Origin of the sequence: Streptomyces sp. NPDC096132 (genome assembly GCF_044763345.1) — a bacterium.
Lineage (GTDB): Bacteria > Actinomycetota > Actinomycetes > Streptomycetales > Streptomycetaceae > Streptomyces.
Window position 1 is genome coordinate 17,178 of sequence record NZ_JBIWGA010000040.1, and the last position, 25,982, is coordinate 43,159.

The following is a 25,982-nucleotide window of genomic DNA, read 5'->3' on the forward strand; positions in this document are numbered from 1 at the left end:
AGGAGCTTCGTTTCCTCCCCGGCCTGAAGACCAGGCCCGTGGTCGACAAGCGGATGTCGTCTCAGCGTTTCGGCAGGGCCTGCTCCGCCCAGATCACCTTGCCCTGGGGCGTGTACCGGGTTCCCCAGCGCTCGGTCAGCTGCGACACCAGGAACAGGCCCCGGCCGCCTTCGTCGGTCGTGGCGGCGTAGCGCAGGTGGGGCGAGGTGCTGCTGCCGTCAGCCACCTCGCAGATCAGCGTGCGGTCGTAGATCAGTCTCATGTGGATCGGCTCGCAACCGTAGCGGACGGCGTTGGTGACCAGCTCGCTCAGTACCAGTTCCATCGTGAAGCCCAGTTCGGGCAGCCCCCATTCGTCGAGCTTGTCGCTCGCCGCGGCGCGGACCCCCGCGACGGCTGCCGGATCGGGGGGCACGTCCCACTCGGCGATCCGGTCCGGCTGCACCGCATGGGTGCGGGCGATGAGCAAAGCGACATCATCCGTGGGGCGTTCGGGCAGCAGCGCTCCCAGCACGGCCTTGCAGCTTTCCTCCGGAGCGCGCTCAGGGTGACCCGCCAGGGCCTTGCGCAGGAGTTCCATTCCCTCGTCGAGGTCGCGGGTCCGGTCCTCGATGAGACCGTCGGTGTACAGCACGAGCTGGGAGCCTTCGGCGATGTCCAGCTCCGCTGCCTGGAAGGGCATGCCGCCGAGACCCAGTGGTGGACCCGGCGGCAGGTCGGGGAAGGTGACGTCTCCGTCGGGATGGACCAGCGCGGGAGCCGGGTGTCCCGCGCGTGCCATGGTGCAGCGGCGCGTCGTGGGGTCGTAGATCGCGTACAGGCAGCTGGCGCCCACGACGGCGGCGGGACTTTCCGTGCACGCCTCGTCCTGGTCGATGCGCCCGACCAGGTCGTCCAGATGGCTCAGCAGTTCGTCGGGGGGCAGATCGAGCGTGGAGAAGTTGTGCACCGCTGTCCGCAGCCGCCCCATGGTCGCGGCGGCGTGCAGGCCGTGGCCGACCACGTCACCGACGACGAGGGCCACACGGCTGCCCGGCAGCGGAATCACATCGAACCAGTCCCCGCTCACACCCGACTGGGCCGGGAGGTACCGGTAGCCGACGTCGAGGGCGCTCTGCTCGGGCAGGCCTCGCGGCAGCAGGCTGCGCTGGAGAGTGACCGCCAGGGCGTGCTCCCGCGTGTACCTGCGGGCGTTGTCGATGCTGACCGCCGCACGGGCCACCAGTTCCTCCGCCAGCGAGAGCTCCTCCTGGTCGAAGGGGTCGTGCTCCTCGGAGCGCCAGAAGTTGACCATGCCCAGGACGACACCGCGGGCCTGGATCGGAGCCGCTATGAGGGAATGGATGCCGTAGTCCACGATGAGACCGGTGCGCTCCGGGTCCTGCAGATGCCATCCCGTCGCGGTGGACAGGTCGGTCACCAGTTCCGAGCGGCCGGTGCCGTAGCCGCGCGCCTGGGGCGTGGAGGGCACGAAGTCGATCAGCCGGCCCTTCTCGTAGAGCGGCTGGTCGTCGCGGATACCGCATACGGCGACGCGTCTCATGCCCTTCGCCGTGCTCGCCGGTTCCTCACCGTGCAGCACGGCGTCGGCCAGGTCCACGGTGACGAAGTCGGCGAAACGGGGGACGGCGATGCGGGCGAGTTCGTCGGCCGTCTGGATCACGTCCAGGGTGGTGCCGATTCCCAGTCCTGCGTCGTAGAGGAGCTTCAGCCGCTCTCCTGTGATCGCGGCTCTGCCGGAGGCGGCCCGTAGCTCCGTGGAGTCTCGCAGCGTCACAACGGTGCCCTTGGGGCCTCCGCCGCAGTCCGTGGGCCGCTGGTTGACCACCAGCAGCCGCGGTCCGGCCACATGCACCTCGTCATTGGCCTCGCGGCCGGACCTGAGCAGCGACATCATCTCCGGTTCGAGGGCCGGCATCCGGGACACATGCTGTCCCTCCGCGTCCGGGGGCAGCTCCAGGAGCCGCCTGGCCTCGTCGTTCGCCAGCAGCAGCCGCCCCTCGTCATTGACGATGAGCACCCCTTCGCGCACGGAGTGCAGCACGGCGTCGTGGTGCTCGTACATGCGGGTCATCTCGTTCGGGGCGAGGCAGTGGGTCTGCCGTCGCAGCCGCCTGCTCACCAGCACCGTGGCGGCGGTGGCCGCTGCGAGGGCGACCGCCCCGGCGGTCAGGATGATCGGTATCTGCCGCTCCACCAGACCGGTCACGTTCTTGACCTTCAGCCCGGCGGAGACGAGGGCCACCACCTGGCTCCGGGTGTTCCGGATCGGCACCGTCGCCTGGACTTCCTCACCGAGGGGGCCGTGCACGCTTTCGGTGTAGACCTTCCCCGCGAGCGACGGCTCGATCTTTCCCACGAACCGCTTCCCGATCCGGTCCGGAAGGGGGTGGGTGTAGCGGATCCCCTTCGTGTCCATCACGACGACGAAGTCGACGCCCGCGGCCGTGCGTCCGGCCTCGGTCAGCGGCTGCAGGACCTTCGAGGGATCGGGCCCTCGCAGTGCCGTCAGCACACCCGGAGAATGCGCGAAAGTCTGCGCCACGGCTATGGATCTCCGTTTGGCCTCGGCATTGGTGTGCCGCTGCGACTGCAGGACAAGGGCGAAGACGGCGAATGCCACGAGCAGCACCACCAGCGTCACCTGCATGAGGAACATCTGTCCCGCGACACTTCGCGTGTTCTTCCGCATCAGTGACCGTAGCCACGATATGTGCCGGAATCGGGCAAAGCGGTCTTCCATCCGGCATTTCTAACACTGGTCACCCCACTCCGTCACGGGCCCGCCTCCGAGCCGTCCCTGTCCGCGCCGACAATTCACCGCCTCTGGCACCCCACCAGCCACTTGAGGCGACAGGCACCCCGGGAGTACCAAGAGATCCGTAAGTCCCGCGGGTCAGCCATCCCGAACGGTCAACCGGGGCGTGGCAGCCCGGAAGCAGGCGCATTCTCCTGGTGCGGGCACGGTGTTCAGGGCGACCGGGCTGGAGCTATACATCGGGCTTCTGGAGCAGTACATCGGGCTTGGAGCATCGGCCGGAGCCCCCGGCGTGAGCCGGATACCGAGGGGCCCGGACGATCGTTGAATCGACCGGGCCCGCATGCCGGGCAGGACCCCGCCGGGACGCAGGGCGACGCCGCCTTCGCGGACGTCGTCTGCGTGCCGCTCCTGCGGAGTTGTCCGTGCCGGAACGGTCCGGGCCTAGAAATTCTCCCGCACCGGCCGGTCCGCCTCCCGTGCAACCGGCTCGCCTTCCTCCGCGACCGTGCGCAGCACCCTGATCAGCTCGCACGTCTCGTCCAGTGTCAGCAGCCGCAGCCGCTCGGTGTCGTGCTCCACGGGAGCGAAGTCGATCTCATCGAGGTCAGGTCACCGGCGGAGAACGTGCGCGGTCGTAAAGCGGCGGTTTCGTCTACGGGGCGAATGGCTCTGCAAGGCTTCAGCCGAACGATCGTCCCTGCAGGCGATACATGCAGCGAAGATCGTCTGACATGTCGTTCGGGGTGTCTTCGGGTTCTGCTGCGCCGCCCGCTGTGCCGCTCTTACGATCCGTGGCCCGCAGGTACGCCAGGAGAGCGTGGGAGGGCGCGGGGATGCATGAGCTGGAGCGGATCACGGCTCGCCGGGGTGAACTGGCCACGCTCGCTGCGGAGTTGGCCAAGCTCCAGCAGGAGGCCAGCCGAGCGGGAGGAGCTCGTGATTGCCGAGCGGGACCTGGCCGCAGCGGAGACCGCCGTGGCCGTCGCCCTCGCGCCCGCCCAGCGGGAGGCCGACCCGGAAGAAGCCTCCCCGCGGCTGGGCGAAGAAGCCGAGTCCCACCGGCCGAGCCGGCCTACGGGGAAGACTCGGGGCCGTCGTCGCCGAACTGCCGATGGCGGGTCATCGAGCGGTGAGGACGTGCGCCCACGGCTCGTCGATGTCGGCCAGACCCAGCACGGCGACGACATTGTCGAGCATTCCGGCGCCGAACCAGCGCCGCACGGCGTCGTCGTCGCCCAGCAGCTGCCGAACAGTGTCGACCTGCTTGGCGTAGCACCGACGCACGGCCTGTCCAACCAGCGGCTCGCCGGCGGCACAGTTCGCATGCATGAGGAAACGCAGGATGTTCCGGTCTGCCACGAGCGCGGCGTAGGCGCCGCGCGCGGCATCCAGCGCGGCCTCGGGCGTCGGCCAGGCCCCACCCGACGCCGGTGCGTGAGCGACCAACGTGTCGGTCATGACGACGGACACGTGGTCGACCACCGCCGCGAACAGCGCTTCCTTGTTCGGGTACAGGCGATAGAGATACGGCTGAGAGATGCCGACCCACTCTGCGATCTCGTGCGTCGTCGTACCGTAGAAACCCTTTTGCGCGAAGCAGTCGACCGCGGCGGCCATGATGGCTCGACGTCGTTCGTCGCTCTTCGTGCTGGTACCGGCGGCAGGCATGGGCGTCAGTCAAACACGGCTCCCCTCAGCCGCCAAACGTCACGCTGAGGTCGGAGTCGGCCGGCACCTCGTTGGGCGTGAGCGCCTCGATCGCCACCAGCGGGTTCCAGTAGTCCAGGTAGTGGGTGATGCGCGCGTCGTCATCGGTCCGCACGACGGAGATGCACGTCTGCTCGTACGGCTTGCCGGTCGGCAGCGCAGTGCCCTTCGAGCGGAATTCAGCGATCACCAGACTCGGATCAACCGTGTCATGGAACACCAGGTCGACGAACTCCACGTCGAAGGTCTCGGGAAAGTTGCTCATGTGCGCGACCAGCGCGTCTCGCCCCGTCACCCGCTGGGGCACGCCGGCCGGCGCGTACGGGAACTCGAGCACCGCGTCCGGGGCGAACAGCTCCACCCATTCGTCGACGCGTCCTGCGGCGGTAAGGCGCAGGTGCTCGGTCAGGGCGTGCTGGGCAGCGGCGCGACGGGCGGCGTCGTCTTCCTTGACCGTCATCTTCACTCCTACGTTAGTGATTGACCTATAACCTACCACGACGCCAGCCGCTGCGGGTAGCCGAGCAGGAGGTTCGTCCCGGCCGCCCTCGTCGACGAGGAGTCCTGACCCGCTCCCCGCCTCGGCGCGGCGGCAGGCCGCTACGCTGCACGAGTCGTCTTCAGGGGGGAAGCGCGTGGCCGCGTACGTCTGCAAGGGCTGTGGGGCCGATGTCTGGGCCGAGTCCGGCCGGGAGGTCCGGACGTCGCTCCAGCACGCGAAGGACACCGGGCATCGCGACGTGGGCCTGTGCCTCCCGGACAGCCCGCACGCCCGCCAGCTCCGCGGGCGCCGCCCGACCCCCGGTTTCACCACCCGCCGGACGTCCCGCCCGCGGGCCCGCCGCCGCTGGGACGCCCTCCCGCTCCAGTTCCGCGCCTTCGTCGCCCTGGTGGTGCTCGGCTGCGCGATCGTCACCAGCATCGCCATGTCCCACGCCCTCGACGACACCCCGGACTTCCTCAGCTGCAAAGAGCGGCTCACCTGCTGACTATCGGCGTCGGCCCTTTCCTCCCCCGCCTCCACCGCCGATGCTGCGCCCGTACCGCTGCGCCCCTCGGCCGACCCGGCGCGCGGCCGGCGACTTCACGGACGACATGCCGACGAGGTCCAAGTCCGCGACAACGCAGCACATGGTGTAGCGGACCCAGCTCGTCATGCCCCGCATGCGTGCCCAGCGATCCGGAACCGTCGTCGACATCACCTCGATGGGAGGCAAGATCTACACCCCGCTCGGCGGCTGGTACCACAGCACCAAGTTCACCGTTCCGGCCGAACGCCGTGTCATCGCCGTGGTCGCCTTCATTCTGCTCATCAGCGCCTCGAACATGACGTTTCGCACCCACGCCGCAGACGCCCTCGCGTAGATCGCCCACATCAAAGGCACCCCTCTCACCATGGCGCTGCTCGCGTGGGGCGTCGGCGGCGTCATCGGCTCCTTCGGCAGTCACCTCCCGGACCGCTGGGGCCTCGAACGCACCCTCTCCGTTGTCCTCGCACCCGTGCCCATGATCAGATCAAATCCCCCTGTCCAAGAGGCGCTTGGGAGCCATGACCCGATCTTGGTGCGAACCGGCGGATTAAATCGTTTCAAGGTCACACGAGCCAATTCCGTCCCATCTGTTGACCATTTTCTTGGCCTGCCTCTAACCTCCGGGCACCCGCACTGAAACCTTTCACCCTCGAAGGTGCCCCATGCCCAGACCGCTGTCGCGCCGAAGACTCCTCCAGCTGGGGGGCGCCGTGACCGCCTCCGTCGTCCTCACCGGGCCGCGCGCGGTCGCCGCCGCGCAGGGCGCGGGCACCGGCAAGGGCGCACCCCCCGCACCAACCGGCATGCTGACCGACCTGCTGCCCAAGGGTCTGGTTACCACCGCCGGGAAGCAGCCGCGGTTCAGCTGGCAGGTCCCCGACTTCGGCGCAGGCACCCTCCAGCGCGCGTACAAGCTGCAGCTCGCCGCCACCCCCACCGGCTTCGGGGACGACCAACTGCTCTGGGACAGCGGCAAGGTGGACTCCGCCGCGTCCACCGCCGTGGCCTACGACGGACCGGCGCTGAAGCCCCGTACCGCCTACTGGTGGCGGGTCTGCAGCTGGCCGCACACAGGCGGACGGTCGTCCTGGTCGGAGCCGGTGCTGCTGGCCACCTCGGTGGAGGACGAGTGGGAGGCCGAGCCCATCTGGGTCAAGGCCGGACCGACCATGACCGACGGCACCTTCGCCACCCGGCTGAAGATCACCACGGTCGCCGCCGGCCTGTGGTTCCGCGCGACCAACACCGCCAACAACTACATGTGGCAGCTGCGCGCCGGGGCCGCCGCCGGAGTGCTGCGCAAGCACGTGTGTGTGAACGGGACCTACACCGTCCTCGGCGAGGTCACGCTGCCCTTCCCGGTCAACACCGGTGAATGGGTGGACCTCGCGGTCACCATGTCCGGCTCCACCTTCACCACCACCATCAACGGCACCGTCGTCGACACGACCACCCACACCCGCTACACCTCGGGCAACATCGGACTGCGCAACGGCCTCACCGAATCGCAGGTGTACGACAGCGTCCGCTTCACCGCCGCCGACGGCACCGTACTGCTGCAGGACGACTTCGCCTCCGACAAGAGCACCTTCTCCGCCGGCACCGTGGCCAACGGCGTCCTCACCTTCCCGACCGGCGCCTCCTCGCTCTCCTCCTACGGCGCCGACGACACCTGGGCCCTGCTCCGCCACGAGTACGACCTGGCCGGCAAGGACATCGCCGCCGCCGTGCTGTACGTCGCGGCCACCTCCCCCACCCCCGCCCGGCAGTACGTGGCCAAGGTGTGGAGCAACGGCAGCCTGGTCGGCCACGCCTCGGTGCGCTCCGGCAGCGGAGTGGCGTACCAGGCCTTCGACATCACCGACACGCTGCGCCCGGGCAGGGCCAACGCCCTGGCCGCGCTCTGCTACACAACCTCGCAGCAGAAGTTCCTGGCCCAGCTGGAGGTCACGTACGCCGACGGCAGCCGGGCCACCATCGGCTCCGGCAGCGACTGGAAGGCCCGCCGCCAGGCCGGTCTGCTGCCGGCCAAGGGCAGCGCGGGCAGCAGCTACTACGTCGTTCCCCAGGAGTACTGGGACCTGCGCCAGGAGCCCGTCGGCTGGACCGAGCCCGGCTTCGACGACGGAGACTGGTCCACCCCCGCCGCCCGCGCCGCCATCGACGGCCTCGTCCCCGCCCCGATCGAGCCGGTACGGCTGCACGACATCGCCCCGGCCAAGGTCACCAAGGTGGCTGACGGCCGCTGGCTGGTGGACCTGGGCCGGGAGATCGTCGGCGGGCTGGCGCTGGAGGTCGGCGGAAGCGCGGGCGACACCGTCGAGGTGCGCCTCGGCGAGGAGCTGAACACCGACGGCACCGTCAAGTACCAGCTGCGCGCCACCAACACCTACCGCGAGGTGTGGACCCTGCGCGACGGCGCCCAGCGCTTCGAGCACTGGGGCTACCGCGGCTTCCGCTGGGCGGAGCTGCGCACCTCTCTGGACCTTTCCGAGGCGACCGTCACCGGCCGCGCCTGGAAGCTGGACTGGGACGACACCCAGACCTCCTTCAGCAGCTCCAACCCCGATCTGGACCGGGTCTGGGAGCTGTGCCGCTACTCCATCGAGGCCACCCGCGGCGACCTCTACACGGACACCCCGACCCGCGAGCGCGGCCCCTACGAGGGCGACGCACTGATCAACCAGCTCTCCGAGTACGGCGTCCAGCGCTCCTACGCGCTCGCCCGGTGGTCCAACGACTACCTGGTACGCCAGGGCACCTGGCCTACCGAGTACAGGCTGATGTGCGCGATATCCGCCTGGGAGGACTACCTCGCCACCGGCGACGACCGGCAGCTCGCCAAGGACTACGACCTGCTCCTCGCCAAGAACCTCACCTCCTACCTCGGCTCCGACGGCCTCGTCCGCAAGTCGCCCGGCAACACGAGCCAGGACCTCGGAGACCTGGTGGACTGGCCGGCCGCCAGCCGCGACAGCTACGTCTTCACCTCCGTCAACACCGTGGTGAACGCCTTCCAGTACGCGGCCTTCGACGCCCTCGCCAAGTGCGCCACCGCACTGGGGAAGACCGACGACGCCACGTCCCTGCGCGACCGGGCCGACACCCTCTCCGCCGCCATGCGCGACACCCTGCTCGACAGCTCGGCGGGCAGGTTCCGCGACGGCGCCGACACCACCCACAGCGCCCAGCACGCCACCGCCTTCCCGGTGGCGCTCGGAGTCGCCGACGCCCTGGACGACGCCGTACTGGCCAGGCTCGGCGACACGCTGGCCGCGGGCGGAATGAAAGTGAGCGTGTACGGGGCGCAGTTCCTCCTCGACGCGCTCTTCCGGCTCGGCCGGTCCGACGCCGCTCTGGGGCTGCTCACCTCGACGGCCACCAACTCCTGGCTGCACATGCTGGATGGCCTGAAGGCCACCATCGTCACCGAGGCCTGGGATCCGTCGCTGAAGTCCAACATGACCCTTTCCCACGCGTGGGCCTCCGCTCCCGCCAACGCCGTCGCCAGGCATGTGCTGGGCGTGCGGGTAGCGGAGGCGGGCGCGGCCACGTTCCGGATCCGGCCCAGGACCGGAGACCTCACCGAGGTCGACGGCATGGTCCCGTCACTGCGCGGTCCGGTCTCGGTCTCCGTACGCCGCTCGGCCGGTGCCCACTCTCTGGAGGTGACCCTGCCGCCCAACACCCGCGCCGTCCTGGAACTGGAGATCGGCGACGCTGACCCGGCGGCATACCGGGTGACCGCGGCCACCCCGGGGAACAACGGGTGCCCCGACGTGACATCGTTCACCGACGTGACCGGAACAGTGCTGCGGGTCGGTCCGGTCGGCTCCGGCACCGCGACGGTTGCGTTGACGGGGTAGCCCGCCCGCGAGGGTGATGCGCCGGCTGCCTCGGCCCACCTGGAGCACACCCGGCTGGGCCGAAGGGAGGCTGAAGTGGATCGTCCGGTAACCGGGCGGCCGGCCAGTCCTGCACTAGCGTGCGGGCTTCGGAAAACCGGGCAGGGCAACCTCGCCCGGATACGGCCGGTGCCGGAGTACGAGATGAAGGCGCGTGACAGCTACACGGGGGATCGAAGCGCAGGCCGACCGGCGCCGTGAGGTCTTCCGAGCCGACTGGGCCCACCAACCTGCACTTGTCGAGTACGCCCTCGGCAAGCAGATGATCGCCCTCCTGGTCCAGCTGGAAGCCGCCTGCACCGCCGCCGAACCTCGCCAAGGCAGGAGGCCGTGGCCTTCCCACCCCCATCTGACCTGGTGGTGGCAGCTCAGTCCGCCTGCGGCGCCGGTGGCCGCACCCACGTCGCGAACCGCTGGCCAGGGGCTGCGTCGTCGCGCCAGTACCGCAGAACGGTTTCCCGCACGGCCTCGACCCGTTCTGCGGAGATGAGACAGGAGACAGGTTCCAGCCCGCCCGCGTCCGCCTCGAACGCGAGGAGAACGGGCGGTTCTTCACCGAGCTGACGATAGGCGAGGTCATGCCCGGCCGCGTGACTTCTTACGTGCCTGAGGTGTCCGGGCCGCCATCCCCCTCTTGACCAGACGGCTCACCCACCGCAAAGGCCGCCCCACCGACCGGCGCGACATCAGCCCGAACTACCTCGAGCAGGCCGCCTGACGCAGGCACTCACCCCGACAGCTCCGCATCAGCGCGCCACTGAGCGCCGCACTTCCCCGCCCGGGGCTCCCACCCACGCGTCGAGTCACGGATGGAACCGCCACCGGCCCTCAGAAATGACATCCAGCTTGTCGTCCCTGACTCGAATGGCCGTTTCGTCATCGATGAAGTAGATCGGGAAGTCGGCCCGCGAGGCAATGTGATCAGCCCAGGCGTCGTCCCGCTCGGGGAAATCCGGCGAGTACAGGTGGGGCTTGAGATACCAGTCGAAGAGGCCGAACGGCGGCTCCAATGTCGTCGCGCCGAGCACGCGGAGGTCCGTCGCGTCCCCAATGACATCAGCGGAGTGCTCGGTGAGATTCCGACTGAAGATCATTGACCCGGCGCTCACCCCCACATAGACCCGGCTCTCCAGCGCCTTCAGGAAGCCGTCGGCCAGGTCGTTGCCCGTGATGCTGCGTGCAAGATGGTAGTGACTGCCGCCCTCGACATAGATGACGTCGGCGTGGAGCAGCCGGTCGAGCACCATACGCCGGGGCAGGCCGTTCAGCTCCAGGACGTCGAACTCCCGCCAGCCGAGGCCGTGCAGTCGGTTCATGTCCGCGACGAGCCACCCGTGGTCCCCGGGCTCGGCAACTGACGCCGTGGGAACGAACACCACGTTCGCCGACCCGAAAGGCTTTCCCAGCATGTCCCGCAGCGCATCCCGCAGTGTCTCGTTGCGCAGGCCACTCGCCGTCAACAGAAGATCCATCGGGCGAGCCAACCATGGCTGACGGGCGCGCGCAACGAACCCGGGTTCACCACCGCCGTCATGGCATCACATCAGGAACAGGCGCCGAGTGCCACGTGCTCTGTTCCTCGCGATACCCCCTCGCAATGATGGGCTGACAACCACATAGAGACCTAGGCGCCATATGCCCCGATAAAGGCGACAGCGCCAGCCAGCCCGATCGTTCCAAGGATGACTCCAGCAGTGGCGACCCACAAGCGGCCGACGCCGCGCCTAGCACAGTAGATACCCGCCAAGCCAAAGGTGACAGAAAGGGCGCCGGCAAGGATTGACCAAGGAAATGCGACGAAAACGAGCGCAGGCCATGCGCCCAACGCGGAGATGGTCCCGAGGACAAGCGCGGTCGGACCCAAGGCTACGGCGGGCGTGTCGTTTCGGTCGGGCGTGGTCGGCTCAGCCATACAAATCCCATCCTTTTGAACGCGTTCAAATCGTGCGCCTGATCGTAGCAGGATGCGGCGGACCGGCCGGGGCCAAGGCACGCCGAAGCACTCAACTCGCCAGCACCTGGGGCGGCCCGAACACCGGAGACCACCACCAGCTGAGGCCGGCTCTCGATCAGGACGGGATGGGACTGTCCAGGCGTTCGGTCGGCCCGCCGAAAGGCAGCACGAGAGTCCGTGTCGCCAAGAGCCAAGAGCCGTCGATCTTGCGGAAAGTATCCTGGTAGTGGCCGATGTTCGCCGGCAACCGGGGCGCCACCAGCGTCCCCTCGGTATAACCGTCGACTCGGTATGTCGCGAAGTAAGTAGTCGCTGCGGCAGTGTGAGGCGAGTCGACGGTGACCAGGATGTTCGTGCACATTCGCCGGGACAACCGGTCCACCGGTCGAGAGCCGAAGTACTCGCGCAGAGCCTCCCGGCCTTCGATCCGCCGCTGGTCATACGGCCATTCCCAGACTCCGTCGGGAGTGAAGAGGTCGGAGACCGTGCTCGGCTCACCGAGATCGAGACGACGCACGAGTTCCAAGATCAAACGTTCGCAGGCGTGTTCAGCGAGGAGACGCTCCATCGGGTCAAGATCACTGGTAGTCATCTCCACTTCCTACCAGCCCCGCCTGCGCGTCCACGACTCCTTTGCCTGGCGCATCCGCGATAGATGCCGCGTTCGTCGGCCGCGTTACTACGTCAAGGTGGAGCGCCCGCGGGCGCAGCCGAGGCCGAACGACCTCTACTCCGCCCGAAGGCCGGCCACCATCACGGCATCGGGGAGCGCCACCGGTTCTTCCAGCGTTGTCGGCCGACACCCGCCACCCCACCGTGCTGGTCGTGTCCGCCGTGGGAGAGACGAGGCTCGGCGGTGTCGGCGTTGCCGTCGCTGGAGCACGCGGGTCGTGGACAGGGTGGCCAGTACCGCCCCGCCCAGCGAAGCCCTCGTCGTAGGTCTCATGAGAACCCTGGTCGATTCACTTTCCCCGTGCGCGGCGACGCTCCGCGGAATTCACGTACGAAGGACTCCTGTCGCCCCACAACGGCGTCTCGTTCATCACCTCGACGCCCGGTTGGGCATTCAACACGCGGAACAGGAACTCCGCGGTACCGAAGTCGTGCCAGCAGCAGCCCTGGCCGAGAGCGGACACCGACTCATGAAGCGCGCTCTCAGACGAGGGCGATGGCTGCTCCGGTCGCGATCGAGAGTTTCGCAGCCCGGAGGAGTTGCAGGCAGACATAGGATTCGACACCGTGACGTTGCCATCCCTGGCCGGCCGGCTCTTCGGCATCGGTGGCCTCGAAGACCTCTTCGGAGTGCGGATCGAGGTCTTCTGGAAGACCAAGGGCTTCAGCGAGTCGACGGGTTTCCGCCAGCAGTCGCACCGAGGAACCGAGGTAGCCGCCAGGTGCGTTTTTGTCGACGAGGACGTGGGTGAAGTCGACAGGGACGTAGTACCCCTCGCAGTCCGAATGATGGATCAGGTGGTCGTACGGTCCCGGAGGGCCGCCTGGGAGAGTCTTGTAGACCTTGCTCAACAGCGGGTCGTCAGTCGCCCGCTGGGCCTCGTGCAACGGCTCGGGCAGGCGTCCATTCGCCACAAGGTGGACGGCGAGACGACGAACGGCATGCAGGCCCGAGTAACCCCACATCTCGAACTCCGTGTCCTCCGCCTCAACCAGATCGGGCTCGGTCCACTGCTGCGCTCCCGCCCGCTCCAGTAGCTCGGCGATCGCAACGAAGTCAGCTCGGAGCATCTCGGTGTAGTCGTCGTCCTCGGCATCGCTGAGCACACCGACGACCATGTTCAATCCCATGACCCGATCTTGTCAGCACGGCCACATCGTGCCTGGCCGCTTCGCCGGGAAGTCGTACTTCCTGGAGTCCCCGCGACCAGCAGTCCTGCCCCTCACCTCTTCCGGAAACGGAGATCAGCTCGCGAACCGCCCTCTGACACTCTCCGCGGGCCGCGCCGAAGGCGCCCGCCCGTCCGGGTTCGTGCGCCGGGGCCGTAAATCCCGTGGCGGTCCGGCTGCTGGCGACCGTAGTGTCCGCTGAAACCACCGCTCACCGGACCGATACGGAACCCGACTGTGACCAGAAGCGCCGTCAGGAACACCGATCGCCCAGTGCGCATCCTCGTGGTCGGGGATGTTCACGGCGAGTTCGAGCTGCTCGCCGCTTGGTCGGCGGTCGTCCGGGAGGCCCGGGGCCCGTTGGATGCCATCCTGGCGGTCGGCGATGTGGAGGCCAACCGCGACGAGGAGGACGCCGCGGGAGTACACGGCCCGGCGAAGTTCCGCAAGATTGGTGACTTTCCCCTGGTGGAGGAGGGGCTGCTCGACCTGGGAGCACCGCTGTACTTCATCGGCGGCAACCACGAACCGTGGCCCGCGCTCGATGCGGCCGGCCCGGGGCGGTGGGGCAACAGCGCCTGCTTCCTTGGCCGGGCGGGGGTGACGGAGATCGCCGGGGTGAGGGTCGCGTATCTGTCCGGCATCCACTCGCCCCGCCTGACCGACGTCCCCAGGGCCCGCCGGACCACCCCCAGGGAGCGCACGTACTACGTCGCCGACGAGGTACGGCAGACGGCACGGGCGGCACGGCGCGGGGGGCAGGTGGACATCCTGCTGACCCATGACTGGCCGTCGGGCATCGCCGAACCGCACCGGGAGAGCTCGATCGGGCGCCCGGAGCTGCGGCAACTGTGCGCGGAGCTCCGGCCCCGCTGGTACTTCTGCGGCCATATGCACCGTCGTCACAGGGCGACCGTGGGCCCCACCGAAGTGGTGTGTCTGGACCACATACGCTCGGGACCGGGCGCGCTGGCCGTCCTCGAACGGGACGCCGCCGGGCGCCTGACACTTGTCGAGCAGACGGTGCCGACACCGACCGGCAAGGTGCGCACACCTAGGTAATCGGCTACGCGAAGCCCGCGGCGAGTGCGCCTCCGCGGCGCCTGCCGAAGGCGGGATGTCAGCGGTGACCGGTACTGTCCCCTGGCATAAACGCACATCGCGATGTCTGCCGGCGAGGCCGGCGACAGGAGGTTCGTTGACGATGCAGTCGGACGTCTCCGAGGTGTGCCGGCGCGCCGTCGGCCAGCTGGCCGGAGCGAACATCGACGTACACCGCGCCGCGCTGCGGGAGTTGAGGGCACTCGCCGATGAGCATCCCGTGCGGCGGCAGCAGGTGGCCGAGGCCGTCTGCCGTTATCTGCGCGAGCCGGTGGCACACCCCGGCGACCCCTCGGCCGGGGTACGGGCGGTGGCGGTCGGGGTGCTCGCCGCCTTGGCGCGCGCACATCCCGCCGAGGGCGCGGAACACCTCGATGTCGATCTCTCCGGCGCCCTGCTGCCGGATGTGGACTTCAGCGGCTGCCGGTTCGGAGAGGCGGACTTCGCGGACGCACGCTTCCTCGGTGCGTGCACATTCGACGGCGCCTGTTTCACCGGGGAAGCGCTCTTCCAGCGCTCGGTGTTCGACGGGGAGGCACGCTTCTCAGGGACCGGGTTCGACCGCATGGCCGTGTTCGGACGTACGAGATTCCGTGGCACCGCCGACTTCTCGGGTGCGCGCTTCCAGGGGATCGCCTGGTTCGGCCGCGGCGAGGACGAATTCGACGAGGACGATCCGGCCTGGGAGGAAGCGGAGGAGAGGCGTCCCGTCCCCTGGGACGAGCTCAACGAGGACGATCCGCACTGGCCGATGATGGTGTTGGAGGGCGACTACCAGGACTGGGAGGAGGGCGGCGACGGGGCGCGCTTCAACGGCCGGGTGTCGTTCACCGATGCCCGGTTCGCGGAAGCCGCCTGGTTCTGGAAGGCACGATTCGGCGGTGAGGCGCTGTTCCACCGGGCCGTTTTCGGCGGGCGCGTCCACCTCGAACAACCCGCCGCCGACCTCACCGACGCCCGGGTGTCCGACGCCACCAGGGGCGAAAGTCAGGACTGGCCGCTCGGCTGGAGCGCGACCATGTCAGGGACCGAGGGCGGGCGCCACGGGCGCCTGATACCTGACGAGTCCGTCGCGCCGTACCACCGCCAACTGGCCGCCCCCGACCCCGACGTCCGCCTCACCGGCGTGGGCCTGCTGGGGGCACTCGGCGACCTCGCCCCCGGACTCAGACAGCGTGTGGCCGACACCCTCTGCGCTTATCTACGGACCCCTCTGGCCTTCGAGGTCACCTCCGACGTGTTCGCGCTCTCCCCTTCCCAGTTCGGTGAACTGCGGGCGCGGCACGCTGCCCAGAGGCTTCTCGCCGACCGTACGCGCCCGTCCTCGGACCGGCCGTTCTGGGAGGGCATACGCCTGGGGCTCTCGGGCGCCACGCTGATCGACCTCGACCTCAGCGGCTGCCGACTGGCCTACGGGGACTTCACCGGCACCCAGTTCTACGGGAACACCACGTTCGCCGGCGCCACTTTCGGTGAAGTGCGCCGCGGTGGCATCGACTTCTGCCTGCCCGGCGGGCGCGGTGGACGCGCGGCCTTCCACGGCCGTGCCGATTTCTCGGGGGCCCGGCTCCGGCAGCTGTGGGGGCTGGGGCACTGCGTCTTCCACGCGGACACGTTCGTGCGTGAGACCAACACCAAGCAGGACCTGGTCAGGATGCTTCTGGGAGCCAGAGGCACCGCGGACCCGGGCGACCTCACCGGCAGGCTCCGGCAGGCGTTCCTGACGGCCGGCTCCGAAACCCCGGACAACCTCACCAGCGTCCGCCACCTGGCCTACGGCCCGGTGCCGGGCCCCCCTTACGCCCCCGAGTCGCAACGGTCCGGGCTGAAGATCGCCGACACCGACGTCCTCGTCTCCGACGTGGCGTGGAACATCGAGGGCACGCCCATCCCCGCCTCCGTGGCGGAGGCCTTCCCCGAACTCACCGCGGAGCAGTGGGATGCCGCCACTCGCGTCATCACCATGCTGTTGTCCGCACTGGACGCGGACTGAGGACTCCTACAAGAGTGGAGGGCTTGACCTGGTCAGAGGCCGGTGTCGTGCACGAGGCCGCCGGTAGCGGGACGCGGTCAGCCGCTTAATCGCACGCGACAAACCTGGCGACGTCGGCAATCATCCCCGGGATACTGGTCGCCCATGGATGAGGTCCAAGTCGTCGTCGCCCATTGCGAGCGCGCGACTCTGCGCGTCGGTGACGTGTTCTTGAAGGTGGACCCCGATCAGGCGCGCATCGACGTCGAGGTCGAGGCGATGTCCCTCGCGCCGGTCCCGACCCCGGAGATCCTGTGGCGCAAGCCGCCCGTGCTCGCGATCGCCGCACTCCCGGGGACGACGCTTGGGCGCCTCGGCGGACCGTCGACCGGATCGCCGGCGGCGTGGGCCGCGGCGGGCGCCGCCATCCGGAAGCTGCACGAAGCGCCCCTGCCGCCCCTGCCGGGCCGGGCCGGGCGGAGCATCGTCGCGCTGGCGGCGGAACTCGATGACGAGTGCGAGGTGCTCGCGACGAACGATGTCCTGCCCGCTGACCTGGTCTCCCGCAACCGCCAGGTCGCCGAGGCCGCGCTCCGGCCGTGGACTCCGGCGTTCACACACGGCGACCTGCAGATCGCGCACGTCTTCGTCGACGGCGACGAGGTCACCGGCATCATCGACTGGTCCGAGGCGGGCCAGGGTGACGCCCTGTACGACCTCGCCACCTTCACGCTCGGACACGAGGAGCACCTCGACGACGTCATCGCCGGCTATGGCACCGACGTCGACCTCGACGTGATCCACGCGTGGTGGTCGTTGCGAAGCCTGCTGATAGTTCGCTGGCTGATCGAGCACGGCTTCGACCCCTTCGCGCCAGGCTGTGAGGTCGACGTGCTGAGATCCCGGATGTGAGGCTGCGCGGGCCTATCTCGTGACCGCTTGGGCTACGTCGCCACGTCCGCACTCTCTCGTCGTCGGACAAGCCGTCCCGCAGAGTCCGGTTTCGCTCCATCGAGTACGCACGTGCCGCAGCATGCACGGGCAGGGCGAATTGGGTGCGGATGAGCCCGCTGCGCGACCACAGCTTGGCTGGATCTGAGGAAGAGGCCTCCGCCGTGGCCGACAGCTTCGGAGTACGGCGCCCGGATCTGACGACACCATGAACTGGGATGCCGCGTCCGCTGATAGGCCCCGCGAAGGTGACTGAGCCTACGTGAGTTCCTTCCGCATCAACGTGCACATCGTCTCGTAGCGGCGCAACGATCCATCAGGGGCTTGCTCGTCCCACGAGTCCGGCTGACGGTCGTACGCGACGTAACCCAGCCTTTCGTATAGCGCACGTGCCCGGGGGTTGCGTTCCTCCACACCGAGCTCGGCCTGCCGCAGACCGCGGTTCCTGATCCGCAGTTCTGCGGCTTCAACAAGGAACGTGCCGATCCCGCACGACCGCAATGCGGGGTGGACTGCCAGCTGCCACAGAGTGCCGACCCCCTTCTTGACCTGGTAGTCGACGCCGCCTTTCGCCACAGGGATGTCCGTTGCAGGGCAGACCGCAAGGTAGTCGACCTCGCCGGTCCGGACACGTTCCAACTGCTTGGCGACGCTGGCCAGGTGGTGGTCAGACCCTGCCCACCCGCACGACGCCAGGTCCGCATGCACCAAATCACGGGCTGACAGCTTCAACACAACGTTGATCATCTTCAGTACCTCCGGCGAGCCAGCATCCATGCCGATCACACAGGGCGCAAAGCCGTTTCCCCCGGCCCACACCCCTGGCTCACGGGCCACTGCTGCTCAGGCAATGGCCGGCAGTTGAGAAGATCTTGCTGTGTCTGGTGTGCAGGCACCCTGGCTGAACACCAAGATCTACACCCACCCCGAACAGTTCGAGGAGCTGATCGCCACCCACCTCGCAGTCCACGGAGCGCCTCTATGGGAACTGAGTGTTCATGTTGACCTCGAACAGTTCCCGGGCACGGCGCAACAGTGCTTCTCGCACGTTGTCCGGCGACAGGACCCGCAGCGGCGTACCCAGACTGAGGAGGTACTTGGCGAGCCCGTCCGCGTCCGGGCCGCCGATGTCGACGATCGTTGCGTCGGGGCCTTCCGGGCGGTGGGTGCCGACCGTCGGCGGGATCAGCCGCAGCGCCTGGTCCATGGGCAGCGGGAGGCGGATCGTCACGTAGAGGGGGTAGGCGCCGGCAGCGATGGAGCGGGAGACGAGCAGCGCCGGGTCGGGCGAATCGACGATTTCCACTGCATGCCCGGTCGGCCGTATCTGCACAACTCTGTCGGCCCGGAACGTCCGCCACTCGCCCCGCGTCACATCCCGGGCGACGAAGTACCAGCGGCGTCCCGTGTGCACGAGGCGGTAGGGATCGACATCCCGGACCGTGGCCTTTCCTTCCCTGTCACGGTAGGACAGGCTGGTGCGCTCACCCCGGCGGCAGGCGGTGGCCAGTTCCAGCAGCATGCCGGGCGCGATCTGCGGCTCGTCGGGGCGGGGGGTGTGCACGAATGCCGCGTCCATCTCGTCCAGCCTGCCCGCGATCCGCGGCGGCAGGACCTGCCGCAGTTTCAGCAGTGCCGACAATGCGGCCTGATCGCTGCCGAGGACGCCGCTGAGCGCGGCCTCCCGCAGCCCGACCGCCACGGCGAGTGCCTCTTCGTCGTCGAGGATGAGCGGCGGTATCCGGGTGCCGCCGCCAAGGCGGTAGCCGCCCCACGGCCCGGGGTCGGATTCGATTCCGTAGCCGAGTTCCCGGAGCCTGGCGACGTCCCGCCGCACCGTCCGCTCGGTGACCGCCATCCGCAGGGCGAGCTCGCCGCAGGTCCACGATGGCCGTGCGGACAGCAGAGAAACCAGTCGCAGCAGGCGGGCGGATGTGCTGATCACATCGTGAAGTGTCTCGCATGACCAGGACCGAATCTGTCCTGGTCGGGTCATAGTGTCTTTCCCATGAGCACTGGAAACACATCCGCACCCGCGATCCGCTACGCGGCCGTCACGTTCGACTGCCCGGACCCCGCCGAACTGGCCCGCTTCTACGGCGACGCACTCGGCCTGCCGGTCGCCTACTCCAGCGACGACTTCATCCTGCTCGGCCAGGAGGGCTCGGCCGGACTGGGGTTCAACCGGCTGGCCGACTACCGACGGCCCACCTGGCCGGACCCCTCCCAGGAGAAGCAGGCCCACATCGAACTGGGTGTCGATGACCTGGAGTCCGCGCAGGCTCACCTGCTGGCCCTGGGTGCTGTCGAGCCCCCCACCCAGCCTCAGCCTGATCGGTGGAGGGTCCTGCTGGACCCCGCCGGCCACCCGTTCTGTATCACCACCCTGGTCTGAACATGATCGGCCGATTGATGACCATGACAGCGCACTCGGGTAAGAGTGGCGAACTCGCCGGCGTCCTGCTGAGGGTCGCGGAGAGGCTTCGTGGCTTCCCGGGCTGCGAGATCTACCTCATCAGCCACGCGGGACGCCGTCCTCGGCCCCCGCTGGAGCGGGCCGAGGCGGTCGGGGCCGCCGCGACGCTCCAGCCGTAGGCGTCGGACGGAGCAGGGGCGGCCGTTCTGGGCGGGGTAGGCCTCCCTCCCGGCGGCCGGCTCTGACAAAAGGGCCTACGCAGGAATCCCGACCGGAGGCCCTCGCCGTCCGGTTGCACGCCGTCACTCACCGGGGCGGTTCTGGTCGCGCATCATGGACCGAAGGTCCTGCCGGGCAGAGATCAGGTCGCCCTGGGCCTCGGCGAGCGCGGACCACAGGCCGTACCGGTCGGCTTCGGCTCGGCCGGTACCGGTCGGCTTCGGCGCGGGCCGGCTTGTCCGACTTGCTGGGGATGGTGGACCGCGGAGCAACACCCCCTCCCCGCTGAATACGTCAGGAAGACGGCAAGAAAACCCTCGCCCTCAACGAGAAACTCATGCTCAGGCCCTGGCGAGGCACGCATGGCCAGGGCGCAGCCGAGCCCTCCACGAGGAACTCTCCGAAGGACGCCTCAAGGCCGTCTACGAATCCTGGGGATACAAGCAAAATCGCCTGTCAGCAACCTTTCGATGACTCGCCAGTCTTCGCCACCATGATGCGGGGACCACTGATCCACTAGCCGCACCGAGCCGACGTCCGACACTCCCCAGGCAAGACCCACGGCATCGGGACGCCGCCCGAACCCACACCGGCAGCCTGGGGAGGGGATCAGCCACTCCCCCGCTTCCAAGCCCGAGCGGATGGCGCAGTTGGCCTTGCGAAGGTCCTCGTGTGTAGACCAGCCGCAGCAGGATCCGTTGAGACTCCGCCATGGTCACTCCGAAACCTCCCAGAACATCAACTGCCTGTGTCAGATGCCCTCCTCGCGCAACAGGCTACGGCTGAGGGATTGGCGCGGAGGCGGCAGCCGACGGTGCGGTGGGGACGACCAGGTGGGGGCTGCCCACGGTCTTACGGGGCGTCAGCCGCAGTGTCCCGTCGAGCCTGTCCGCGTCGAAGGCCCAGCGTGCCCCGTCAGCCACCAGCCACAGCACCACCGGTCCCCGTGCCGCCATGTCCAGGAGTGCCGCGTATTTACGCCGGTGATTTCCGTTGACCGCAGTCTGCGGATTCACACCAAGCTTCAGCAGCGAGTTCAACAGCTCCAGCAGCCCATCCGCTCCCTCAATTCTGGCCTTGGCCTCCATGGCCAGCACCGGTACGCCGCCGCTCTCCGCCACCGCGTCGAACTCGCCGTGCTCGAAACAGATGTCCGCGCCGGCCACCTGGTGATCCACCAGCAGCTCCGTGGCCGCGGCCATCTGGATCAGATACTCCAAGTTGAGCGCGACGCCCGAGCCGTTCCGGCTGAACAGGGCGTACCGACCCCCGGAAGCCTTGGGCCTAAAAAGCTGCGGCACGACGAACCCGGCGGAATCCACATGCAGCACGCGTGCATCGAGTGCCCTCAGAAAACCCGCTGCCTCGTCCGTGCGAAGGCCCCGCCGGGACACAGTCAGGCGCGGCGAAAGGACATCGGATCGCACGGTCGCGAACCCGACCGCCCACGCCTGCAGCAGCGCGTCCAGCCGCCTCACCGCACCCGGACACCGCGCTTCCGCCGCTTGGGCCAGCCCTTCGGACTGCTTGAGCATCCCGTCCCACCAGGCGTCACCCAAGGCCGCCCAGACATCCTCGCCAGCTCCCACGACCCGTCCCTTCTCCGCTTCGGCCCGTACCGATCGCAGTTCTGCGTGGTCGGCCCACGAGGGTGCTCAAGCCCCTTGGCCGACTGGTGTTCTGCTTACGGGCAGGCCCCTCGCGCACAGTACTGCCGGGAACATCCTGAGCACATGGACCAGGATCGAGTACGCGCACCTCGGGGCCGCCTGTACCGGGCACGGGCTGCGCTCTCGACGGTCAGTGCCTCTGCAACGCCTGCTGGAGTCGACCGAGAACCGCAGCCAGCCGGTGCGGATCGACGGACAGCGCGCGCTGGAGAGCTGTCAGATCGTCCACGGCCTCCGTGATCTGGTACCGGAGGGAGAACGACAGGAAGACGTCCACCTGGCTCTCGGCACGGTTCCAGTCGGGCAGCGCGCACAGCACCACCAGGAGGTTGCTCCGCGCCAGGTCGTCTCCTTCCACCGCAGCAGTCTGCGCCGACTCGGCGTAGCGCGAGCGAGGAGTTGTACCCTGCCCCGTGCCCTGCTTACGGCCCTGGCGAGGCCGCCAGGTCAGGCAGGCGTGATGTTCTCTGCCTGCGGGCCCTTCTGGCCCTGGGTGATGTCGAAGGTGACCGCCTGGCCTTCCCGCAGCTCACGGAAGCCAGTGGCGTTGGTGTTGGAGTAGTGCCGAAGCCCTTTTCGGCGTTGAACCACTTGACGGTTCCGCTGGCCATGCTGGCACCTCTCGGTCTATGTCAGGAACCACACCACGCGGTCCTGGAGGTGATCGCCCTGGCCCGGCACTGCACAACAAAAAACGCCCGCACCAGGGCGCGATGTGCCGGGGGGAAACGCCCTCGGATGCGCCGTAGACGGTGACGGAGGCACCTTCGGCGATGTCGTCGTAGCCGCTGTCGTAGCGTCCGTTGTCGTCCGCTGCGTCTCCCTCTACCCGACTGGAGGGCCGTGCCCGCGTTTCGCCGACGAAACCCCCGTGTCAGCAAACCCGCAGCCGCGCTACTGCACGCTCGTGGTCAGTCGATGTCCAGGTCATCGGACGTCAAGAAGGCGGGCTGCGAGGTCTGCGGCCCACACTAGTGCCCAAGCACGGAGGGCGTGATGGCGGCATCGTTCAGTCCGTAGGCGGCGAAGGCATGGTTCGCCGCCGGCTGCTCGAACGTCACCCTCCGCATCGCGAGCTCCTCGCCGAGAACGCCCCCGTCCCCCATCAGATGGTCCGCTCCTACAATGCCACCCTGCGCGCCGCGCCGCCGCAGGCGCAGCCTCCACCGCCGACGATGCGGCAGGTCACGGGTTGGCTCACCCTTCACCTCACAGCCCTGAGCGAGCAGGACAGCGCCGCACTCCGTCGACGCCAGTCAGCTGCCGGGCCTCACCAACCTCGACCCCCACCTGCTCCGGGACCTCGACGCCGTGACGGCCGAATTCACCCTGCACTGGATTTCTGGTGGCACCGAAGGTGCCGTGAACCGCAGCAAGAAGATCAAGAGGCAACTCCACGGACGAGCGGGATTCGACCCGCTCCGCGAGATGATCCTGCTGCAGTGACGCGCCATCGATAGTCAAGTGAACGTACGTAAGGGGCTGCGTAGGGTGACCACCGTGAACCCAGCTGACTTCTACACCGGCATTGTCGCGGAGATCTACGGACCGCTGAAGGCTCACTCGCAGGACCCCGAACCCTACGCAGACTTCATCCAGCAAGTCGGCATGCCGGCACTGGAGCTGGGGTGCGGAGACGGTGATCCACTGCTCGAACTGCGCCGACGTGGCCTGGACGTCGACGGCGTCGACTCCTCCGCCGACATGCTGGAACGGCTCCGGCGCCGGGCAGCCGAACAAGACATTCGTGCCACCGTGTTCCACCAGCGCATGGAGGCTTTGAACCTGCCCCGCCGCTACCGGGCGATCTTTCTCGCCGGGCCGACCTTCACCCTGCTCCCCGATGACGCCACAGCGCTCGCCGCCCTGCGCGGCATCCGCGCTCACCTGGCAGAGGGCGGCGCCGCTCTGGTGCCCCTGTTCACCCCCGCACCGACCCCCGCCGAACAGCTCGGCCAGGTGCGCACCGCCGCCGCACCCGACGGCGCCGAGCTCCGCGTGTCCGTCGTCGCCGAGCAACGTGACGAGACAGCCCGGACACAGACGACGCTTCTTCGCTACGAACGGCACCACGGCTCAGACAGCACCATCGTGGACCGCCCGTGGATCATGCATTGGTACCCCCGGGCCCACTTCGAGAAACTGGTCACGACCGCCGGCCTGGCCGTGACCGCGATCACCGATTCGGACGGCAGACCAGCCCCTGCGGACGCCACCGACCTGCTGCACTTCCGCCTCCAAGCCACCTGACAACCGGGCCTCTGCGAAGGCCACCGATTACCCTCCACGACCGCTCCCCAAGGTCTGTGCCAGAACCGAGAATTGACGTCACTGGGTTGCTGCACAGCCCGTCAGACTGCCGCAACAGGAGGCAAGCTCGCGGCTTGAGAGCAACCTCCGAAGGACGTCGAAGGCCGCCGGTCGCCTGAAGACCTCTCCTGAAGGCGCATGGACGAAAGTTGAGGCTCCAAAGAATCGTTCGTCACTGAGTGATGGCTCACGTAGGTTGCCCCAGTTGTCGAGTGGGAAGGCAGGTCGTGGGCATGGCACCCCGAACAGTGACGCGAGACCATCTGGCGGGGGCGGCGCGGGCCGCGCTGGGCGGCGGGCGGCGGCTGGAGACGGTCGAGCGGCTCGCGGGCGGAACCAGGAAGGGCGTCTACCGGCTGACGATGGATGACGCCACGACGGCGATCGCCTATCTGTGGGAGGCGTCGGAGAACTACTGGCCTGCGGCCGAGGGCGACGACGACCGCACCGATCCGTTTTCACCTGGTAGCGGGCTCGACCTGTACGAAGCCGCCCACGCCCGGCTGGAATCGCTGGGGCTGCGCGTTCCCGAGGTCCACCTGACCGACCGCGACCGCGCCCGTTACCCGGCCGACCTCGCAATCCTGGAGGACTTCCCCGGCGAAGACCTGCTGGACCTGCTCAACCGCGATCCGCACACTGCGGAACCGACCATGGCCCGCCTCGCCGAGGGGCTGGCGGCGATGGGAAGTCACCGCGGTCCGTCGTTCGGCAAGGTCGGCCTGATCGACGCCGGCGGGGTGTCGCGGGGGACGTCATGCGAAGAAGCCGCGCTCGACTTCGGGCTGTACTGCCTCGCCGAGGCGGCTTCGCGTGATCGGAGGATCGCGGAGGCTAGCGACCGGCTGGAGGAGCGTCTGCACGAGCTCGTCGCAGCGGTGCGGCCGCGTGCCGAGTACTCCGTAGTCCATGGCGAACTGGGACTGGACCACGTACTGGTGGACCGGGACGGCAACCCCGTTCTCATCGACACCGAGGACCTGATGTACTTCGACGCCGAGTGGGAGCACGTGTTCCTGCGGCTCCGCCACCCCGAGGGCCACTATCGGCGGTTGGCGGTGGAGGGCCTCGACGAAGACCGGCTCGCGCTCTATACGCTCACACAGCGGCTGTCATTGACGGCGGGGCCGCTCCGGCTGCTGGAGGGAGACTTCCCCGACCGGGCATTCATGCAGGAAATCGCCGAGCATCACGGCAACGAAGCGCTGGCACTGGTCTCGGTGGTTTAAGCACCGCCAGGACGTGGCGTTGCGGATCACGCCCGAAAGGATGCTGCCCGAGGCCGGCACCCTGCCTCGCACCGACAGCACCATCGAAGCGGCCCTGGCCATCGTCCGCGACCTCGCCCGCTTCTGACCGGCACACGCAAGCAAGTCTCTCCGAGCAGATCAGCCGCGTCACCGATGCGAAAGGTAATGCGGTCGTCGAGGAGGCCGAGCGGGAGCGGCATGGCCTCGGCCAGGTCACCGCCCACGGCCCACAGCGCGGCGACGGCGGCAGGTCGTATGCGCGCGTCGGTGGCGGTGGTCAGCGACCGGATCGACTACCGTGCGCCGGCCGCCGCCCGGGCCGAACGCTCCCAGTGCCTTCAGGGCTGATCGAGTGACGCGGTCCTGCGCATGGCGCACTGCGGCGCCGAGCGTGTCCACCACCACACGAATCGCAGCCGGGTCACCCAGCGCGGCCAGGGTGCCCAGGATCGCGTTGGCGCTCATCTCCTTCCGCTGCTGGGAGAGGTCGATCCGGCGCGGGTGGTCGCAGAGCCGGGCACCAACTGGTCCGCCGCCTGCGGCAGATGCCCTGCGACCTGGATCGCACGCCGGGCGTCGAGGTCGCTGTCCAGCGCGGCCAGCAGACCCGGCAGGGCGCGTGCGTCGCCGAGGCGCGCCAAGGCCCGGTCGACCTCCTGGTGGCTGCTGGGCGGCCGCGCCTGCTGTGCGGCCCATACGTTGGGGCCGTGCGCCGCCCGTTGGGCGTCGATGTGCGCGGCAAGTGCCTCCCTGGCCGGGGCGGCGATCGGGTGGGAGGACTTCAGGATGGCCGGGGTCAGGGCTGCTCAGCTGCTCGGCCGGCACCGCGGTGCGCTCGGGCACCCGAGCGCCCAGGACTTCGTGGAACGTACGCAGCAGGGCCGTGGTCGGTG

24 protein-coding genes and 1 pseudogene are annotated in these 25,982 nt (G+C 68.6%); 11 read left to right on the top strand and 14 right to left on the bottom strand.

Annotation, left to right across the window (positions count from 1 at the left end; all coding sequences use genetic code 11):
• Positions 1–61: 61 nt before the first annotated feature.
• The 4 genes from ACIRF9_RS47585 to ACIRF9_RS47600 all read right to left on the bottom strand — a co-directional run bounded on the left by ACIRF9_RS47585 (position 62) and on the right by ACIRF9_RS47600 (position 4,928).
• Positions 62–2,692, bottom strand: coding sequence for a SpoIIE family protein phosphatase (locus ACIRF9_RS47585; RefSeq protein ID WP_403836279.1), 2,631 nt, complete (start codon positions 2,690–2,692; stop codon positions 62–64).
• Positions 2,693–3,202: 510 nt separating this feature from the next.
• Complete coding sequence (locus ACIRF9_RS47590; RefSeq protein WP_403836369.1) at positions 3,203–3,355, bottom strand: DUF6417 family protein; 153 nt, start codon at positions 3,353–3,355, stop codon at positions 3,203–3,205.
• Positions 3,356–3,880: 525 nt separating this feature from the next.
• Positions 3,881–4,429, bottom strand: a complete 549-nt coding sequence (locus ACIRF9_RS47595) for a TetR/AcrR family transcriptional regulator (protein ID WP_403836281.1) — start codon at positions 4,427–4,429, stop codon at positions 3,881–3,883.
• A gap of 25 nt (positions 4,430–4,454) precedes the next feature.
• Entirely contained in the window at positions 4,455–4,928 is a 474-nt protein-coding gene (locus tag ACIRF9_RS47600; protein WP_403836283.1) for a nuclear transport factor 2 family protein, read from the bottom strand.
• A gap of 175 nt (positions 4,929–5,103) precedes the next feature.
• Between ACIRF9_RS47600 and ACIRF9_RS47605 the strand changes: the two genes are divergently transcribed.
• The 3 genes from ACIRF9_RS47605 (at position 5,104) to ACIRF9_RS47615 (ending at position 9,365) form a co-directional block, all read left to right on the top strand.
• The gene (locus tag ACIRF9_RS47605) at positions 5,104–5,457 is read left to right on the top strand and encodes a hypothetical protein (protein ID WP_403836285.1); all 354 of its coding nucleotides are present in this window, start codon (positions 5,104–5,106) and stop codon (positions 5,455–5,457) included.
• Positions 5,458–5,632: 175 nt separating this feature from the next.
• Positions 5,633–5,833: a hypothetical protein gene (locus ACIRF9_RS47610; protein ID WP_403836287.1), complete on the top strand. Its 201-nt coding sequence runs from the start codon at positions 5,633–5,635 to the stop codon at positions 5,831–5,833.
• Positions 5,834–6,161: 328 nt separating this feature from the next.
• Complete coding sequence (locus ACIRF9_RS47615) at positions 6,162–9,365, top strand: family 78 glycoside hydrolase catalytic domain (RefSeq protein ID WP_403836289.1); 3,204 nt, start codon at positions 6,162–6,164, stop codon at positions 9,363–9,365.
• An 842-nt stretch (positions 9,366–10,207) separates the two neighbouring features.
• Here the strand turns inward: ACIRF9_RS47615 and ACIRF9_RS47620 are convergent.
• The 3 genes from ACIRF9_RS47620 to ACIRF9_RS47630 form a co-directional block, all read right to left on the bottom strand.
• The gene (locus ACIRF9_RS47620; protein WP_403836291.1) at positions 10,208–10,876 is read right to left on the bottom strand and encodes a Type 1 glutamine amidotransferase-like domain-containing protein; all 669 of its coding nucleotides are present in this window, start codon (positions 10,874–10,876) and stop codon (positions 10,208–10,210) included.
• Between the two features lie 597 nt (positions 10,877–11,473).
• Positions 11,474–11,950 carry a nuclear transport factor 2 family protein gene (locus ACIRF9_RS47625; RefSeq protein ID WP_403836293.1) on the bottom strand — a complete coding sequence of 159 codons (477 nt, stop codon included), beginning with the start codon at positions 11,948–11,950 and terminating at the stop codon, positions 11,474–11,476.
• 563 nt (positions 11,951–12,513) lie between these two features.
• The gene (locus ACIRF9_RS47630; RefSeq protein ID WP_403836295.1) at positions 12,514–13,161 is read right to left on the bottom strand and encodes a hypothetical protein; all 648 of its coding nucleotides are present in this window, start codon (positions 13,159–13,161) and stop codon (positions 12,514–12,516) included.
• 312 nt (positions 13,162–13,473) lie between these two features.
• On the opposite strand from ACIRF9_RS47630, the gene ACIRF9_RS47635 reads away from it, so the two are divergent.
• From ACIRF9_RS47635 to ACIRF9_RS47645, 3 genes are all read left to right on the top strand, one after another.
• Positions 13,474–14,262, top strand: a complete 789-nt coding sequence (locus tag ACIRF9_RS47635; RefSeq protein WP_403836297.1) for a metallophosphoesterase — start codon at positions 13,474–13,476, stop codon at positions 14,260–14,262.
• Between the two features lie 142 nt (positions 14,263–14,404).
• Positions 14,405–16,294: a pentapeptide repeat-containing protein gene (locus ACIRF9_RS47640; RefSeq protein WP_403836371.1), complete on the top strand. Its 1,890-nt coding sequence runs from the start codon at positions 14,405–14,407 to the stop codon at positions 16,292–16,294.
• A gap of 144 nt (positions 16,295–16,438) precedes the next feature.
• Positions 16,439–17,185: a phosphotransferase family protein gene (locus ACIRF9_RS47645; protein WP_403836299.1), complete on the top strand. Its 747-nt coding sequence runs from the start codon at positions 16,439–16,441 to the stop codon at positions 17,183–17,185.
• A 297-nt stretch (positions 17,186–17,482) separates the two neighbouring features.
• On the opposite strand, the gene ACIRF9_RS47650 is transcribed toward ACIRF9_RS47645, so the two are convergent.
• A complete protein-coding gene (locus tag ACIRF9_RS47650; protein ID WP_403836301.1) occupies positions 17,483–17,971 on the bottom strand; it encodes a GNAT family N-acetyltransferase in 489 nt (162 codons plus the stop codon).
• Between the two features lie 232 nt (positions 17,972–18,203).
• Entirely contained in the window at positions 18,204–19,169 is a 966-nt protein-coding gene (locus tag ACIRF9_RS47655) for a helix-turn-helix transcriptional regulator (RefSeq protein ID WP_403836303.1), read from the bottom strand.
• A 63-nt stretch (positions 19,170–19,232) separates the two neighbouring features.
• On the opposite strand from ACIRF9_RS47655, the gene ACIRF9_RS47660 reads away from it, so the two are divergent.
• Together ACIRF9_RS47660 and ACIRF9_RS47665 are read left to right on the top strand one after the other, a co-directional pair.
• Positions 19,233–19,619: a VOC family protein gene (locus tag ACIRF9_RS47660; protein WP_403836305.1), complete on the top strand. Its 387-nt coding sequence runs from the start codon at positions 19,233–19,235 to the stop codon at positions 19,617–19,619.
• 17 nt (positions 19,620–19,636) lie between these two features.
• Entirely contained in the window at positions 19,637–19,819 is a 183-nt protein-coding gene (locus ACIRF9_RS47665; RefSeq protein WP_403836307.1) for a hypothetical protein, read from the top strand.
• Between the two features lie 816 nt (positions 19,820–20,635).
• On the opposite strand, the gene ACIRF9_RS47670 is transcribed toward ACIRF9_RS47665, so the two are convergent.
• The 3 genes and pseudogenes from ACIRF9_RS47670 to ACIRF9_RS47680 form a co-directional block, all read right to left on the bottom strand.
• On the bottom strand, positions 20,636–21,448 hold the full coding sequence (locus ACIRF9_RS47670; protein WP_403836309.1) for a hypothetical protein: 813 nt from the start codon (positions 21,446–21,448) through the stop codon (positions 20,636–20,638).
• A 211-nt stretch (positions 21,449–21,659) separates the two neighbouring features.
• Positions 21,660–21,887 (bottom strand): hypothetical protein, encoded by a 228-nt coding sequence (locus ACIRF9_RS47675; RefSeq protein WP_403836311.1) that lies wholly within the window; start codon positions 21,885–21,887, stop codon positions 21,660–21,662.
• 89 nt (positions 21,888–21,976) lie between these two features.
• A pseudogene (locus tag ACIRF9_RS47680) lies at positions 21,977–22,140 on the bottom strand (cold-shock protein).
• A 700-nt stretch (positions 22,141–22,840) separates the two neighbouring features.
• On the opposite strand from ACIRF9_RS47680, the gene ACIRF9_RS47685 reads away from it, so the two are divergent.
• The 3 genes from ACIRF9_RS47685 (at position 22,841) to ACIRF9_RS47695 (ending at position 25,068) form a co-directional block, all read left to right on the top strand.
• Complete coding sequence (locus ACIRF9_RS47685) at positions 22,841–22,975, top strand: hypothetical protein (protein ID WP_403836313.1); 135 nt, start codon at positions 22,841–22,843, stop codon at positions 22,973–22,975.
• Positions 22,976–23,029: 54 nt separating this feature from the next.
• Positions 23,030–23,779 carry a class I SAM-dependent methyltransferase gene (locus ACIRF9_RS47690; RefSeq protein ID WP_403836315.1) on the top strand — a complete coding sequence of 250 codons (750 nt, stop codon included), beginning with the start codon at positions 23,030–23,032 and terminating at the stop codon, positions 23,777–23,779.
• 293 nt (positions 23,780–24,072) lie between these two features.
• Positions 24,073–25,068 carry a phosphotransferase family protein gene (locus tag ACIRF9_RS47695; protein ID WP_403836372.1) on the top strand — a complete coding sequence of 332 codons (996 nt, stop codon included), beginning with the start codon at positions 24,073–24,075 and terminating at the stop codon, positions 25,066–25,068.
• A gap of 234 nt (positions 25,069–25,302) precedes the next feature.
• Here ACIRF9_RS47695 and ACIRF9_RS47700 read toward each other — a convergent pair whose 3' ends face one another.
• Both ACIRF9_RS47700 and ACIRF9_RS47705 read right to left on the bottom strand, forming a co-directional pair.
• Positions 25,303–25,554 (bottom strand): hypothetical protein, encoded by a 252-nt coding sequence (locus ACIRF9_RS47700; protein ID WP_403836317.1) that lies wholly within the window; start codon positions 25,552–25,554, stop codon positions 25,303–25,305.
• The gene (locus ACIRF9_RS47705; protein WP_403836319.1) at positions 25,551–25,730 is read right to left on the bottom strand and encodes a hypothetical protein; all 180 of its coding nucleotides are present in this window, start codon (positions 25,728–25,730) and stop codon (positions 25,551–25,553) included. Before ACIRF9_RS47705 ends, ACIRF9_RS47700 begins: the two co-directional genes overlap by 4 nt.
• Positions 25,731–25,982 lie beyond the last annotated feature (252 nt).

Excerpts from the sequence above, each read along its gene's own strand:
- ACIRF9_RS47660 (WP_403836305.1), top strand. The coding sequence starts at position 19,233 with ATGAGCACTGGAAACACATCCGCACCCGCGATCCGCTACGCGGCCGTC.
- ACIRF9_RS47645 (WP_403836299.1), top strand. The coding sequence starts at position 16,439 with ATGGATGAGGTCCAAGTCGTCGTCGCCCATTGCGAGCGCGCGACTCTG.
- ACIRF9_RS47585 (WP_403836279.1), bottom strand. The coding sequence starts at position 2,692 with ATGCGGAAGAACACGCGAAGTGTCGCGGGACAGATGTTCCTCATGCAG.
- ACIRF9_RS47665 (WP_403836307.1), top strand. The coding sequence starts at position 19,637 with ATGACCATGACAGCGCACTCGGGTAAGAGTGGCGAACTCGCCGGCGTC.
- ACIRF9_RS47695 (WP_403836372.1), top strand. The coding sequence starts at position 24,073 with ATGGCACCCCGAACAGTGACGCGAGACCATCTGGCGGGGGCGGCGCGG.
- ACIRF9_RS47630 (WP_403836295.1), bottom strand. The coding sequence starts at position 13,161 with ATGGGATTGAACATGGTCGTCGGTGTGCTCAGCGATGCCGAGGACGAC.
- ACIRF9_RS47610 (WP_403836287.1), top strand. The coding sequence starts at position 5,633 with ATGCGTGCCCAGCGATCCGGAACCGTCGTCGACATCACCTCGATGGGA.
- ACIRF9_RS47620 (WP_403836291.1), bottom strand. The coding sequence starts at position 10,876 with ATGGATCTTCTGTTGACGGCGAGTGGCCTGCGCAACGAGACACTGCGG.
- ACIRF9_RS47615 (WP_403836289.1), top strand. The coding sequence starts at position 6,162 with ATGCCCAGACCGCTGTCGCGCCGAAGACTCCTCCAGCTGGGGGGCGCC.
- ACIRF9_RS47600 (WP_403836283.1), bottom strand. The coding sequence starts at position 4,928 with ATGACGGTCAAGGAAGACGACGCCGCCCGTCGCGCCGCTGCCCAGCAC.
- ACIRF9_RS47650 (WP_403836301.1), bottom strand. The coding sequence starts at position 17,971 with ATGATCAACGTTGTGTTGAAGCTGTCAGCCCGTGATTTGGTGCATGCG.
- ACIRF9_RS47640 (WP_403836371.1), top strand. The coding sequence starts at position 14,405 with ATGCAGTCGGACGTCTCCGAGGTGTGCCGGCGCGCCGTCGGCCAGCTG.
- ACIRF9_RS47700 (WP_403836317.1), bottom strand. The coding sequence starts at position 25,554 with ATGAGCGCCAACGCGATCCTGGGCACCCTGGCCGCGCTGGGTGACCCG.
- ACIRF9_RS47595 (WP_403836281.1), bottom strand. The coding sequence starts at position 4,429 with ATGCCTGCCGCCGGTACCAGCACGAAGAGCGACGAACGACGTCGAGCC.
- ACIRF9_RS47625 (WP_403836293.1), bottom strand. The coding sequence starts at position 11,950 with ATGACTACCAGTGATCTTGACCCGATGGAGCGTCTCCTCGCTGAACAC.